Origin of the sequence: Corynebacterium sp. c3Ub_189, from assembly GCF_039907195.1 — a bacterium.
Taxonomy (GTDB): Bacteria; Actinomycetota; Actinomycetes; order Mycobacteriales; family Mycobacteriaceae; genus Corynebacterium.
The window spans coordinates 99,954-113,675 of record NZ_JASBOF010000002.1 but is presented as its reverse complement, the minus strand read 5'-3'; the positions used below and the strand labels follow the sequence as shown (position 1 = coordinate 113,675).

At 58.8% G+C, this 13,722-nt stretch carries 11 protein-coding genes; 8 read left to right on the top strand and 3 right to left on the bottom strand.

Annotated elements, in window-relative coordinates; genetic code table 11:
• Positions 1 to 26 precede the first annotated feature (26 nt).
• The 6 genes from QKD99_RS01825 (at position 27) to ald (ending at position 7,163) form a co-directional block, all read left to right on the top strand.
• Positions 27 to 2,078 carry a cytochrome c oxidase assembly protein gene (locus QKD99_RS01825; protein ID WP_225746518.1) on the top strand — a complete coding sequence of 684 codons (2,052 nt, stop codon included), beginning with the start codon at positions 27 to 29 and terminating at the stop codon, positions 2,076 to 2,078.
• Between the two features lie 182 nt (positions 2,079 to 2,260).
• Positions 2,261 to 2,902, top strand: coding sequence for a single-stranded DNA-binding protein (locus QKD99_RS01820; protein WP_225746519.1), 642 nt, complete (start codon positions 2,261 to 2,263; stop codon positions 2,900 to 2,902).
• Between the two features lie 119 nt (positions 2,903 to 3,021).
• Positions 3,022 to 4,692 (top strand): energy-dependent translational throttle protein EttA, encoded by a 1,671-nt coding sequence (gene ettA / locus QKD99_RS01815; protein ID WP_225746520.1) that lies wholly within the window; start codon positions 3,022 to 3,024, stop codon positions 4,690 to 4,692.
• Between the two features lie 25 nt (positions 4,693 to 4,717).
• The gene (locus QKD99_RS01810) at positions 4,718 to 5,134 is read left to right on the top strand and encodes a thioesterase family protein (protein WP_225746521.1); all 417 of its coding nucleotides are present in this window, start codon (positions 4,718 to 4,720) and stop codon (positions 5,132 to 5,134) included.
• A gap of 42 nt (positions 5,135 to 5,176) precedes the next feature.
• The gene (locus QKD99_RS01805; RefSeq protein WP_225746522.1) at positions 5,177 to 5,815 is read left to right on the top strand and encodes a hypothetical protein; all 639 of its coding nucleotides are present in this window, start codon (positions 5,177 to 5,179) and stop codon (positions 5,813 to 5,815) included.
• Positions 5,816 to 6,071: 256 nt separating this feature from the next.
• Positions 6,072 to 7,163, top strand: coding sequence for an alanine dehydrogenase (gene ald / locus QKD99_RS01800; RefSeq protein WP_239278354.1), 1,092 nt, complete (start codon positions 6,072 to 6,074; stop codon positions 7,161 to 7,163).
• 100 nt (positions 7,164 to 7,263) lie between these two features.
• On the opposite strand, the gene QKD99_RS01795 is transcribed toward ald, so the two are convergent.
• On the bottom strand, positions 7,264 to 7,647 hold the full coding sequence (locus QKD99_RS01795; RefSeq protein WP_239273989.1) for a globin: 384 nt from the start codon (positions 7,645 to 7,647) through the stop codon (positions 7,264 to 7,266).
• Positions 7,648 to 8,658 carry a mechanosensitive ion channel family protein gene (locus QKD99_RS01790; RefSeq protein WP_347950559.1) on the bottom strand — a complete coding sequence of 337 codons (1,011 nt, stop codon included), beginning with the start codon at positions 8,656 to 8,658 and terminating at the stop codon, positions 7,648 to 7,650.
• Between the two features lie 144 nt (positions 8,659 to 8,802).
• Here QKD99_RS01790 and QKD99_RS01785 point away from each other — a divergent pair, with 144 nt between their 5' ends.
• Complete coding sequence (locus QKD99_RS01785; protein ID WP_005327269.1) at positions 8,803 to 9,960, top strand: cystathionine gamma-synthase; 1,158 nt, start codon at positions 8,803 to 8,805, stop codon at positions 9,958 to 9,960.
• Positions 9,961 to 9,994: 34 nt separating this feature from the next.
• Here the strand turns inward: QKD99_RS01785 and QKD99_RS01780 are convergent, their stop codons facing one another.
• Positions 9,995 to 11,863: an FAD/NAD(P)-binding protein gene (locus QKD99_RS01780; RefSeq protein ID WP_347950558.1), complete on the bottom strand. Its 1,869-nt coding sequence runs from the start codon at positions 11,861 to 11,863 to the stop codon at positions 9,995 to 9,997.
• Between the two features lie 202 nt (positions 11,864 to 12,065).
• On the opposite strand from QKD99_RS01780, the gene QKD99_RS01775 reads away from it, so the two are divergent.
• Positions 12,066 to 13,721: a TIGR04028 family ABC transporter substrate-binding protein gene (locus QKD99_RS01775; protein ID WP_225746528.1), complete on the top strand. Its 1,656-nt coding sequence runs from the start codon at positions 12,066 to 12,068 to the stop codon at positions 13,719 to 13,721.
• Position 13,722 lies beyond the last annotated feature (1 nt).

Sequence of the window (13,722 nt, the reverse complement as noted above, 5' to 3'; positions counted from 1 at the left end):
TGTGAGTAACTAGGTCGCGCTATACAATGCGCACTATGGCGAATGAGCAGGTTAACAGTGTGAACGCGGCGGGTAAGAAGCCCCGCCCTTCCTGGGGAATTTATATCGCAGCGATGCTTATTGCCGGCCTGATTGCCGGTTTTATTTCGCTGTTCCTTTTAGCCGATTCCCTGGCGGCCCTGGGTATCCCGGATCCCGGTCGCATAACTACCTTTGGCCTGCCACTTTTTCGTGGCATGGCGTGGGTGCTTATGGCTTTGTCCGTGGGCTCATTTTTGGCCTCGTCGTTCCTCATTGCACCGCGCGGGGACAATGCCACGCTTATCGATGCCCCCTTGTCCGTCGACGGCCACATCGCCGCGCGCACCGGTACGTGGGCTTCCTTTGGTGTGGCGGCCGTGGGTCTCGTGGAAATTCCACTCATTATGTCCGACCTCACCGGCGCGCCCTTTTCCCAGGTATTCGAGCCTTCCATCATGAAAATGGCGCTGACGGAAATTTCCACCACCATCGTGTGGGCAATCTCCGTACTCATCGCTCTCGTAGTGGGCATTCTCGGTCTCGTGGGCCGCGGCTGGTCCATGCAGCCGGTCCTGCTTTTCTTGTCCATAATGCAGGTCGTACCAATTGGCATGGAAGGCCACTCCGCGGCGGGCGGCGACCATGATTACGGCACCAATTCGCTCCTGTGGCATTTGGTCTTTGTCATGCTTTGGGTAGGCGGGCTTATGGCGCTTATCGCCCATGGTCGGCGCCTTGGCCCCAACCTCGCCTTTGCGGTGAAGCGCTACTCCGGCATCGCCTTTATGGCCATTGTGGTGCTTGCTGTTTCGGGCTTGATTAACACGCTCATCCGCATGAATGTCTCCGATCTGGTGGATTCTGCGTACGGAATCATTCTGATTACCAAGTTCGTGCTGACGATTTTGCTGGGCATTTTCGGCCTTGCTCACCGCGAGCTCACCATCCCGCAGCTGGGCAAGAATCCGCGCCTTTTCCTTCGTATTGCCATCGTGGAAGTAGCGGTCATGGCCGCCACTATTGGCGTAGCCATCACGCTGGGCCGCACTGTGCCCCCGGCGCCGCGGGATCCCAACCTCAACTCGATGCAGATTCTGATGGGATATGAGCTGTTTGAAAAGCCCACGGTGCTCAACGTGTGGACCATGTTCCGCTTTGACATCATGTTTGGCACCATTGGCCTGCTTTTGGCTGCGGCCTATGGTTACTGCGTCTACCGCGTACACAAGCGTGGCCTGACCTGGAGCAAGGGGCGTACTGCGTGGTTTATGTGCGGTGCGCTGGGCCTGACCCTTGTGATGTCCACCGGCCTAGGCCTGTATATGCCGGCGATGTATTCCATGCACATGTTGGTGCACATGATTTTGTCGATGGCAATACCGCTCCTGCTCGTCCTGGGTGCGCCATTGACCCTGCTCATGGAGGCCTTTGAGGCGGGACCGAAGGGAAAGCCCAGCCTGCACGACTATGCGCTGGCGGCCACCCAGTCCAAGATCGTCGCGTTTATTACCAATCCGTTTGTCAACCTCGTGCAGTACCTATTTTTCCTCTACGTGCTGTATTTGTTCCCGGGCCTGTATCAATTCGCTATCTCCGAGCACGCCGGCCACCTCATTATGAACTTCACGTTCATCATCTCCGGCTGCTTCTACTTCTGGGAAATCATCGGGCCGGATCCGCTTCCCAAGCGCCACTCCACCCCGTTCCGATTGGCCGTGTTGTTCCTTTCCATGCCATTCCACCTCTTTGCCGGCGTGTACCTGATGCAGCTGCAAAGTGTGTTGGGTGCAGACTTCTACCAGTATTTGGAGCTGCCCTGGGATCAGGATCTGCTCCAAGATCAACGCGTGGGCGGCGGCATCGCGTGGGGCTTTGGTCAATTCCCGCTGGTTATTGTCTTTGGCAAGCTCTTCCTGGATTGGCTCAGCGATGATCGTGCTACCGCCCGCCGCCACGATATGCAAGCGGATGCGGACGATGATGCCGAACTGGAACGCTATAACGCGATGCTGCAGGATATGGGCCACGGCGATGAATCGAGCTTCCGCGGGCGCTAGCCTGTGGATAACCGGCCCAAAATCGCCCCCAAACCCGAGTTTTGCTGACGGGTACAACAAGTTATTCACAGGGTAGTGGTCGCCGGCATGGTGTGGCTTGCGCGCCGGTATCAGGATGTGGAAGCGAGCGAGGAAAACCGAACTCGCCTATCCAACTATCCAGCAAAGGATTTTCTAGCACCATGTCCCAATACCCAATTACCTTGACCGGTCGCCTTACTCGCGATCCCATCCTGACCAAGACTTCAACTGGGGCCTATAAGGCCAAACTGCGCGTAGCTTCCTCGCGCCGAATTCCGGACCGTCAGGTCGATGCCGGCGCCAATGATCCGGAAGGACACAACTCCAAGGCCCCGCAGTGGCGCGACGTAGACCACCTCTACATCGATGTCGAAATGTGGAATCAATTCGCCATCAATGTGCGCAAATCCCTGGCTAAAGGCATGCCGCTGGTCATCGTGGGCTCCTTAGTGACAGAACAATGGCGCGATGACCAGGGCACCGATCACTTCCGCACATTCATTAAGGCGCAGTATGTGGGCCTGGATCTGAACCGCCACGTTATCGGTACGAAGCGGCTCGCTCCGCAGTACAACCAGGAAAATATTGCGGTCCCAGAACTGGGGGACAATGCCATCGAACCGGACGTGGACCACAGCCTGCCGCCGCAGCAGGCGGGGCAGGGAGATACCGCTGCCGATACCGCAGCGGACCGCTATCTAGCCGAACGATCCGCACCTGGACGCGGTGGGGAAGAAGATACTTTCGACGTCGAAGTGGAAGAGGAGGCTGCCGAGGCAGAATCCGCCCCAGTAAACGCTTAAGCGTTTCCTCCCCGGCTTGATCGCCTCGGGTGTACCTGACCCGAGGCACTTGGGCGGTGGTTCTGATGTAGTGTTTGTGTAGATAAATACGTCTCCCAAATTTTTGCAAAGGGGTAAAAGTGGGCGAATTCATCTACACGATGAAAAACGTGCGCAAGGCAATTGGCGATAAAGTCATCCTTGACGATGTAACAATGGCGTTCTACCCAGGTGCCAAGATTGGTGTGGTCGGCCCTAACGGTGCCGGTAAGTCCTCCATTCTGAAGATTATGGCCGGCCTGGACCAGCCTTCCAATGGCGAGGCTTTCCTGGATCCGGGTGCCACCGTGGGCATCCTGCAGCAGGAGCCGCCACTCAATGACGAGAAGACCGTGCGCGGAAACGTCGAAGAGGGCTTGGGCGATATCTTTGAAAAGAAGCAGCGCTTCGAGCAGATCGCCGAGGAAATGGCCACCAACTACAGCGATGAGCTCATGGAAGAGATGGGCAAGCTGCAAGAAGAGCTGGACGCCGCCGATGCTTGGGAGGTTGATTCCAAGATCGAGCAGGCCATGGAAGCTTTGCGCTGCCCGCCTTCCGACGCCCCAGTGACCAACCTTTCTGGTGGCGAGCGCCGTCGTGTAGCGCTGGCTAAGCTCCTGCTCACCGAGCCGGACCTGCTGCTGCTCGACGAGCCTACGAACCACCTGGACGCCGAGTCCGTGCAGTGGTTGGAAAAGCACTTGGCCGATTACCCGGGTGCTGTCTTGGCCGTGACCCACGACCGTTACTTCTTGGACCACGTCGCGGGCTGGATTTGTGAGGTTGACCGCGGCAAGCTCTACCCGTATGAGGGTAACTACTCCACCTACCTGGATAAGAAGCAGGAGCGCCTGGAAGTTGCTGGCAAGAAGGACGCGAAGCTGCGCAAGCGTCTGAAGGACGAGCTGGAGTGGGTACGCTCCGGTGCGAAGGCTCGCCAAGCCAAAAACAAGGCTCGTCTGGAACGCTACGAGGAAATGGCTGCAGAGGCCGAGAAGTACAAGAAGCTCGACTTCGAAGAGATCCAGATTCCAACCCCGCCGCGCCTGGGCAATAAGGTCGTGGAGGTCAAGGACTTGCAGAAGGGCTTTGATGGCCGCACCTTGATTAAGGGCCTCTCCTTCACCCTGCCGCGCAACGGCATCGTGGGCGTTATCGGCCCGAACGGCGTGGGTAAGACCACCCTGTTTAAGACCATCGTTGGCCTGGAGCAGCCGGATTCCGGTTCCGTCGAGGTGGGCGATACCGTCAAGCTGTCCTACGTGGACCAGAACCGTGAGAATATCGACCCCGAGGCAACCGTGTGGGAGGTCGTCTCCGGCGGTCTAGACTACATCCACGTGGGCCAGAACGAGATGCCTTCGCGTGCCTACCTGTCCGCCTTCGGCTTCAAGGGCCCGGATCAGCAAAAGCCGTCCAAGGTGCTCTCCGGTGGTGAACGCAACCGCTTGAACCTGGCTCTGACCCTGAAGGAAGGCGGCAACCTGATCCTCCTTGACGAGCCGACCAACGACTTGGATGTGGAAACCCTCGGCTCGCTGGAAAACGCGCTGGAGAAGTTCCCGGGTTGTGCCGTGGTCATTTCCCACGACCGTTGGTTCCTGGACCGCACCTGTACCCACATCCTGGCCTGGGAGGGCAATGTGGAAGAAGGCCAGTGGTTCTGGTTTGAGGGTAACTTCGGCGACTATGAGAAGAATAAGGTCGACCGCCTCGGTGAAGAGGCAGCTCGTCCTTCTCGCGTGACCCACCGCAAGCTGACCCGCTAAGTAGCTGAAGCCTTTATTGAGGAGAATGATGGCAACCCCAAGTGTGCACACGTATCGTATTCAAACCCGCTGGTCGGACTTTGATATGTACGGCCACATGATGAACGCAAACTACATCGAGCTCGCCCAGGAAGCGCGCTTGGCCTTTGCGAAGGAGCATATCTATTCCAAGGGCCTTGACTTCATCGCATTCGTGCGCCACCTCGATGTGGACTTCCTTCGCCCGATGGAGTTTAAGGACACCACTACGGTGGAGGTAGAAACTACCATTTCGCAGATTGGCACGACCTCGTTTACCACTACCCAGCAGGTCAAGGATGACCAAGGGGAAGTCGCGGCAACTGTGGAGTGCGTGCAGGTAGTCATCGACCGTCAGCAGCAGACTCCTCGTCCGCTGACGGACCAGGAAAAGGATATTCTGCAAAATACCGCCGCTAACTAGCAGCGGAGCAGAGCACAGATTAGAAAGGCAGGGCCCGAAGGTATGGTCACCGAGACTCTAGAAATTGGAAGCGGTGGACCTGGCCTTCGGGCCCTTGTCACGCGCGCAGTTGGCTTGGACGCGGGTGCTTCGGTGCGGCTGCGCCAGCTGACTGACGACGTCGTCGATGTCTTTGTCACCACCCCTTTCGAGGTGGTTGCCTCCCGTCGCGTGCAGGGCGTCGTTTCCCGCGATGGGGCAGTGGTTTCTGCTGCCACCCTTGCCGAGCATCTCAAAGAGCATGAATCTAGCGGCACGTTAGATTTGGGTCCAGCCCGCGATCCATCCTGGCCGGGAGCCTTGCCGCCGGCGACTGGCTACAGTGTGGTCGATACCTTGCCGGTCACCGTTGTTCGTGAACTTTCCGATAAAGGTCAGCAATTGACCCGGCAATTTTCTGGCCCCATGGGCCCGCCGTCCAGCCTCTTGAATCAAACCGTCGTTACCGTAGAAAGCGATGGCGCCACGGTGGAAATTCCCATGCGCATGATTTTTGCCTGCACCAATCTGGGCCTTATTCCTGGATTTTCCGCCCCGATGGACGTGCCACGCCACTTGCGCGTGGCTCAGCTGGGCCGCTGGGTGCGTCTCGACGCCCCCTTCGGCAGCATTTATCGGTCCACCCGCCTCTCGCTGTTTTAAGCCCATCCATCTACCGCAAGACTCGGCGAGGGCCTCCTCCTCGGAGAACATGGACCCCCAAAAGCGGTCCACCTTTGGGAGGGTGAGGAGTGGTGCTTATCTCGCAAAACACTCGTCTAGCAGGACAATAACGGTAGTCATATAGGTTCGTGCTTTTTCGGCTATGTGAGTTTTAGATTAGACACCCAGCTAAACGTGTGCTGCGTTACTCTAGAAATGTAAAAGTAATTTCCTGCACCTACAAGGAGACGGTGTAATGCGTATTGCGGTACCAAAAGAAATCATGAATAACGAGAACCGCGTGGCTCTCACCCCTATGGGAGCGCAAACCCTCGTTGCTGATGGCCATGAAGTGTTCGTTGAAACCGGTGCCGGTGAAGGCGCATCCTTCCCCGATTCTGCCTACAAGGATGCCGGTGCCACAATTGTGGACTCAGCGGAAGAGACGTGGTCGCAAGCGGAACTGCTGCTCAAAGTCAAGGAGCCACTCGAGTCCGAGTACAAGTACCTACGCTCGGACCTTACCGTCTTTACCTACCTTCACCTCGCTGCGGACCGCCCGCTGGCGGAGGCACTGGTCGAGGCCAATACCACCTCGATTGCCTATGAAACGGTCACCGACCGCCACGGTACTTTGCCGCTGCTGACTCCAATGTCCCAGGTGGCTGGTCGCCTTGCCGTTATCGAAGGCACCCACCACCTGCTGTCCACCCAGGGCGGCCGCGGTTTGCTGGTCTCTGGCGTTCCGGGCACCCAGCCGGCACGCGTCGTCGTGATCGGCGGCGGCCAAGTTGGTGCCTCCGCCGTTGCGATGGCCCACGGCCTGCGCGCCGAAGTCACCGTGCTGGACCTTGATCCACACGTCTTGCAGCGCTTCGATGACCAGTACGCCGGTGGCGTGCGCACTCTGATCTCGGATCCGGCCACCATCGAAAAGGAGCTACAGGAAGCCGACCTCGTCATCGGTGCCGTGCTCATTCCAGGTTCCGCTGCGCCGAAACTGGTGCGCGAGGAGACCGTGAAGAAGATGAAGAAGGGCGCTGTTCTCGTGGACGTGGCCATCGACCAGGGCGGTTGCTTCGAAAACTCGAAGAAGACCTCCCACGATGATCCCACCTTTAAGGTGCACGACACCTTGTTCTACTGCGTGGCTAATATGCCAGGCGCGGTGGCTAATACCTCGACCCGCGCGCTATCGTCTGCGACGCTGCCGTATATCCGCGCGGTAGCCAAGGACAACTTGGATGCCGCCATCAAGCGCTTCCCAGGCCTAGAAGGCGGCGTGATGACCCGAGGCGGTCGTCTGGTGTCCGAGCCTGTGCGCAAGGCCTTTGACTGGGAAGACTAAGCATCGGGTCTTCATAGTGTGGGCTAGATAAACCACAAGCCCGGTTCCTCGCTAAATAGCGGGGGCCGGGCTTGTCTCGTGCGCGGGGAAGACGGTGCGGTTATGGTGCCTTGTTGATCATCATGGCGGCCACGCGCTGCATGTGATCCCAGATCATCTCGCGATAGGCCGGTGGGATGGTTTCCTCGTCGATCTTGGCGAGGGAGTTACCCATAAGCTCTAACCACCGGTCATGCGCGGTGATATCGATGGGGTAAGGGGCGTGGCGCATGCGCAGGCGCGGGTGGCCGCGGTTTTCAGAGAAGAGCTGCGGGCCACCCCAGTATTGCGCCAAGAACCAGGTAAGGCGCTGTTCTGCGCCTTCCCAGTCGTTATCGGGGTACATCGGGCCAATGACATCGTCCTCTTTGACCTGGGAATAAAAGCCGTGGACGAGGCGCTCAAAGGTCTCCATGCCACCGATGGCCTCATAAACAGAATCCATTTACTCTTCTTCTTCCTTGCGGGGATCGGTAATGCCGATGCCGTGTGGGTAGGGCGTGGTAATACCTTTAGTGTGCATGACATTGAGCACGCGGGACTGTAGAAAACGCTGCACGTCCCACTGCTTGCCCGGCAAGGTCTTGGTCGAGACGCGGAAGGAAACATAATCCGGCTCAAAGCCAGACATGCCGTCCACACGGGGCGTGCTGAGGATGAGCTTGCGCACCTTATCGTCCTGTGCGGCTTCTTTCACTGCGTCCTCAATGACTTCGCCAGCAACCTCTGGGTCATTAGAAAGGCCTACTGGAATCTGGATGCGGGCAACGGAGTACTCATCGGAGTGGTTGGCCACCTGGAGAATTTCACCGTTGCGCACGTACCACAGGGCACCATCGATATCGCGGACCGTGGTGATGCGCAGGGAGATGGACTCGACATCGCCAAAGACGCCATTGCCCAAATCAACCACGTCACCAATGCCGTACTGGTCCTCAATGAGCATGAAGATGCCAGAAAGGAAGTCCTTCACCAGCGCCTGTGCGCCAAAGCCGAGGGCGACACCGATGACACCGGCGGAGGCGATAAGCGGTGCTACGTTGACCTCTAACTCATCCAGGATGGCAATAACGGCCCACACCCAGACGAAGATGGCGGCGGCGGAACGGGCTACGCCGGCAAGTGTCTTGATGCGGGAGGCGCGCCGGGTCTCGCGGGTTTGGCGCATGGCCTCTTCTTGTTGGCTGAGCTCGGGGCGATTGGCGCGGCCCTTGAATTTCCCGCGCAGGCGCTGCTTATCTAGCCCGGAGGACTTGATGCTATTTTCGGCCACTTTGTTGATAACTCGGTGGAGGAGCCAGTGGGCGATAATGGCCAGGATAAGGATGATAGCGATGCGAATCGGGCGCTCGATAAGCCAGCTTTGTACCTTCTCGTCATTCCAAAAATTGGACACGGACTCGATGGCCGAGTCCGTGGTGGAAGCGGCGGATGCTAAGAATTGCGTATTCATCATTCTTTCTTAGTCGAGGACAAAATGAACTGCGCCCATTGTAAGGGCAGAGGCTGAAAGTGCGATGAGTCGTGGGTGTCTGAGAGTGTGAAAATAAATACCCATCTCTCGGTTGGAAATGAACAGCTTGGTCTAGACTGTGGTGCTATGACTGAACGCAGCACGCAGAACCTCGCTCAAGGCTTTACGTCCCGTTCCATCCATGGCGGCTATCACCCGGATCCGCACATGGGCTCTATTAACGTGCCCATTTATGCCTCAACCACGTTTGCACAAGACGGCTTGGCGCAGCTGCGCGGCGGATTCGAATACGGCCGCGTGGCCAATCCAACCGTGCGTTCGCTGGAGCGCACTCTAGCGGCGCTGGAAGGCGCGGAGTATGCACGCGTGTTTTCTTCCGGCATGGCCGCTGCCGATACCTTGATCCGCATCCTGGTGCGTCCAGGAGATCACGTCATTTTGGGTAATGATGCCTACGGTGGTTCTTACCGTCTGCTCAATGATTTCACCGAGTGGGGCGTGGAGATGTCCATCGTGAACACCAGCGATACCGCCGCGGTTGCGGCCGCGGTCCAAGAGAATACCAAACTCATCTGGCTGGAAACGCCCACTAATCCGGCGCTAAATATCACCGATATTGCCGCGGTGGCCAAGATTAAGGGCAACGCGCAGGTGCTGGTGGACAATACTTTTGCCACGCCCTACCTGCAGAACCCGCTGGAACTCGGCGCGGACCACGTGCTGCATTCGACCACCAAGTACCTGGGCGGGCATTCCGATGTACTGGGTGGCGCGGTAGTTACTAATGACGCCCACGTGGACGAGCGTCTGCTCTACTTCCAGGGCAATGTGGGTGCGGTGAGCTCGCCTTTCGACGCCTACTTAACCGCCCGTGGCATCAAGACGCTGTCGGTGCGTATGGACCGCCATTGCGCGAATGCGCAGCGAGTAGCGGAATTCTTGCAGGCGCGACCCGAGGTCAAACAGGTGCTCTACCCAGGGCTCAAGGAGCACCCGGGGCATGAGCTGGCAGCACAGCAGATGCGTGGCTTTGGCGGCATGATGTCCGTGCGCTTCCACAGCGCGGAGCATGCCAAGCAGATCTGCCTCAATACGCGGCTTATCTGCCTGGCAGAATCGCTGGGCGGAGTGGAATCGCTCATCGAGCATCCAAAGAATATGACGCACGTATCCGCGGAAGGGTCCGAGCTGGTGCCGCCGGAGGATCTGGTGCGCATCTCCATCGGTATCGAGGACATCGATGACCTGCTCGCGGACTTGGAGCAGGCCCTCGACGCGCTATAGGCCGCGGCACTAAGCCATGGCGCAAGTGCGGTGGCTAGGAGCGCACCACGGCAAGGAGGGAACCGGCGGCCTTGTCGGTTTCCTGCAGCATGAGCGGGTCTGTGCCCGGCATGGGGGAAATGGTGGTGTCCGGCCACTGGGAATAGGTGGGGATGCCCACGATATGCAGGCGTGCATCCAACTCGCCGTCCGGGTGAATGGTGCGGCGTGTGGCCCCATCCGTTTCCGGCGAACCGGTGGGTTGGCCGTGATCGGGGAAGGGGCGCACGCGGGCGGAATCCACCAAGCAGCGCGTCATGGCATCGCCGGCGGTGCGGATATCGGGGCGGTGCATAAAGGCGTCGACAAGCGTGGGCGCCGAAGCCGAGCGCGGGCCGGAGGTCAAGGTGAAGTGATCGGCCTCGATGGACACGGTGGGGTGATCGCCTAGGAAGTGGGCCAGGCCGGCGTCGACAAGCGCGAGCAACTGACGCACGCGGAAGAGCGGCGGGCCGGAGCCGATCATCTGGCCAAAGGACATGACCTGGCCGTAGCGGCCGGTGCGGGACTCGCGGGTGTAGCGGCCCTCTGCGCCGAGGATGGAGGCTGGCTTGCGCGATTGCGAAAGCGACCACAGCGCGGCCTTGATAGGGGAGTCGTGGCCGACGGCGGCCTCCCGAATATCGCCTTCCATGGACTGGGCAATGTGCTCAGTGAGCTCAGCGATGTCCCCGGTAAACCCGGCAATCTGGTACATGAGATCGTTCATGTCCCATGGCTCGGTGACCATGGGCGCAATGGCCGCGCCCAGCTCATCGGGGGCGGCGGCATCGATGGCCTCGAGAATCTCTGCGCGCGGGCGCAGGAGGGAATCCGGGCGCACGCGCTCCAAGGTGGTGATATAGGCCTCGTAGCTATCGCGCGCGATGGCAGGCCAGACCTGGGCGTCAAAGTCGATGTCCTGGGTGCCACTGAGCTCCGCAATGACATTTTTCAGGCGGCGGCGCGGCATGGTAGGCGGCAGCTCGCCGTACTCGGACTTGGGGTGGTAGGGGTAGCCGCGGCCAGAGGAAATGATGAAGTTGGGCTCCTGGCCGCAAGGTTCATAGCGCAGGCCGGAGCGTGCGGAAGGAGCCTCCACGAATGTGCCGCCGCGCTCGATGGTGGTCAGCGCCATGATGTCATAAAAACCCATGCCCAGACCGCGCACCAGCACGTCCTCGCCGCCCGGAATGGCCGCGTAGTCCTGTTCTACCGGGTTATTGGGGGCGATCCAGTTCAAACCGGAAGCGGCCAACTGTTTTTCTTGCTCGTTGTATTCCGGAACCATCCAGCCATAGGCCAGCACCGTGGCATCGGCGCGCACCTCGGAGCCATCGGCTAGGTGGAGGACGTCTTGGTGACCGCCCTCTTTGATGGTCTCCAACCGGCTGAAGTGATTCACGGTGGAAATACTCTTGGGCAGACGTGCAATGACCACGTCATAGACCCAGCGCAGGTACTCGCCATACAGTGCGCGCGAAGGGTTGGATTCGGGGCGGGTAGCCGCGAGTTCCTCGCGGTAGTCCTGGGCAATATGTGCGGCCGGTGGGTGCTGCTCAAAAAGCTCGCGCTTGGCGGCGGAGATATTCTCGCCATCGCCGCGCAGCAGCTGGATCCACTCGTACTGAATGGGGCCCTCGAGCACAGGGGCATCCACGGTGGAGCCGGGCTCGGTAAAGAGGGTGACCGCGCCGGCGCGGGTGTTCATACACAGGGTTTTGGTTTGGTCCGTTTCCCAGATGCGGCCGGCGCCATGTTGGGCGTCATCGATGAGGTGGACGGTAATGGGGTCGCTGGAATCGTCCATGCGGGCGGAGAGGCGTTCCAAGATGGAAATGCCGCGCGGGCCCATTCCGACGATCGCGATTGCTGGAGTAGACATACCTCCTATCGTGCCACATTCAGGCCCTTTCAGGATCATTGGACCTGGCAGTAAGAGCAAAATAGACCTTTCAGTCTACCGTGACCATTTTGTTAAGCCGTTTTGGCAGGTAATACGGTAGACCGCCCAGTCTTGTATTTTGAGGTATGGGTGTGGTCTAATGGGCGAGTACTACTTAAGACTTAAAGGAACTCGAGATTTTATGAAGCAACTTTCTCGGCTCCTGCGGCCCGTGGCCGCGGTCCTGGCCAGCGGCGCGCTAGCTCTCTCGCTTACCTCGTGCGCCTCTACTTCCCACGCCGCGGAAGATGGCATGGTCACCTATGTCGAGCCCAATATGTTCAACAACCTCTATCCACCCTCCGGCGGCTATTACCCCAATGGGGGTGTGCTCAATAACATCACGGACCGCCTGCTCTGGCAGGACCCGGATACCCTCGAGCTGCACCCGTGGATTGCGGAGGAGATGCCCAAGGCAAACAAGGACAACACCGAATTCACCTTCAAGATTCGCAAGGGCGTGACCTACTCTGATGGCTCCCGCCTGGATGCTGCGAACGTGAAGATGAACTATGACCTTTATGCCCTAGGCGACGAAGATCGCATGCTCACTCCATCGGAGCAGCTGCCCAACTATGAAAAGTCCGAGGTTATCGATGACTACACGGTGAAGTTCTACTTCAGCGAGCCTTCCCCAGGCTTCCCGCAGTCCACCTCCGTGATGAACCAGGGCCTGCTTTCTAATGACACCCTGGATTTGGATGACACCGGCTTCGCGCCGGGCAACGCCACCGCGATTTCCGGTTCTGGTCCCTTCGTCATTGAAGAAGAAGAGCTGGGCACCAAGCTGGTGCTCAAGAAGCGCGAGGATTATGACTGGGCGCCCCCGGCCCGCAAGGACCACCAAGGCCCGGCCGATATTGAGGGCATCAATATCGTGCTCGCGGCCGAAGACTCCGTGCGCGTGGGCTCGCTTGTAGCCGGCCAGTCCGATGTCGCGCGCCAGATCGAAGCCCCCGATGAGAAGCACCTGAAGGATCAAAACCTGCAGATTTTCGCCGCGCCCACTCGTGGCGTGAACAATAGCTTCCACTTCCACTTCCGCCATCCACTCTTGGAAGACAAGCGAGTGCGCCAGGCCATCATCCACGCCATTGACCGCGATAATATCCTGGACACCCTCTTTTCTGATTCCTACCCCAAGGGCACATCGATCCTGGCCAAGACGGCTATTGGCTATAAGGATCAGTCCGCGAACTATGCCTTCGATCCGGAAGAATCTAAGCGCCTGCTCGATGAGGCCGGTTGGCGCCCAGGTGAAGATGGTATTCGCGAAAAGGACGGCAAGCGCCTGTCCGTGACCTTCAATGAAGCCGTCCCACAGCCGCGCTCTAAAGAGATGTTCACCAAGGCCCAGGAGATGCTCAAGAACGTCGGCATCGAGGCCAACCTCAACCCGGGTGACCGCTCTGCGCAGCAAAAGGCCATGAAGGACCAAGACACCGTGCAGGTACGCCACACCATGACCGGCCGTGCCAATGTGGACACCTTGGCCACGTGGCTGGATGGCACCGGGCGCAATTCTTTCCTCAACTATGACGAGAAGACCGATAGCTTTGGCGATGAGAAGCTGCAGAAACTGGTGGAGGACTACTTCAACCTCAGCAGTGAAAAGGATCGCCTCGCCATGACCGGCCGCATGCAGGACTATCTGTCCGAACAGGCCTATATCCTGCCCATGTTTGAAGAGCCGCAGGTCTATGGTTTCCAGCCCTATATCGAGGGCTTTAGCACCGAGGCCATTGGCCGCCCGTCGTTCTATGCGGTAGACATCAACCCCACAGAAGGGGAGGACTAAA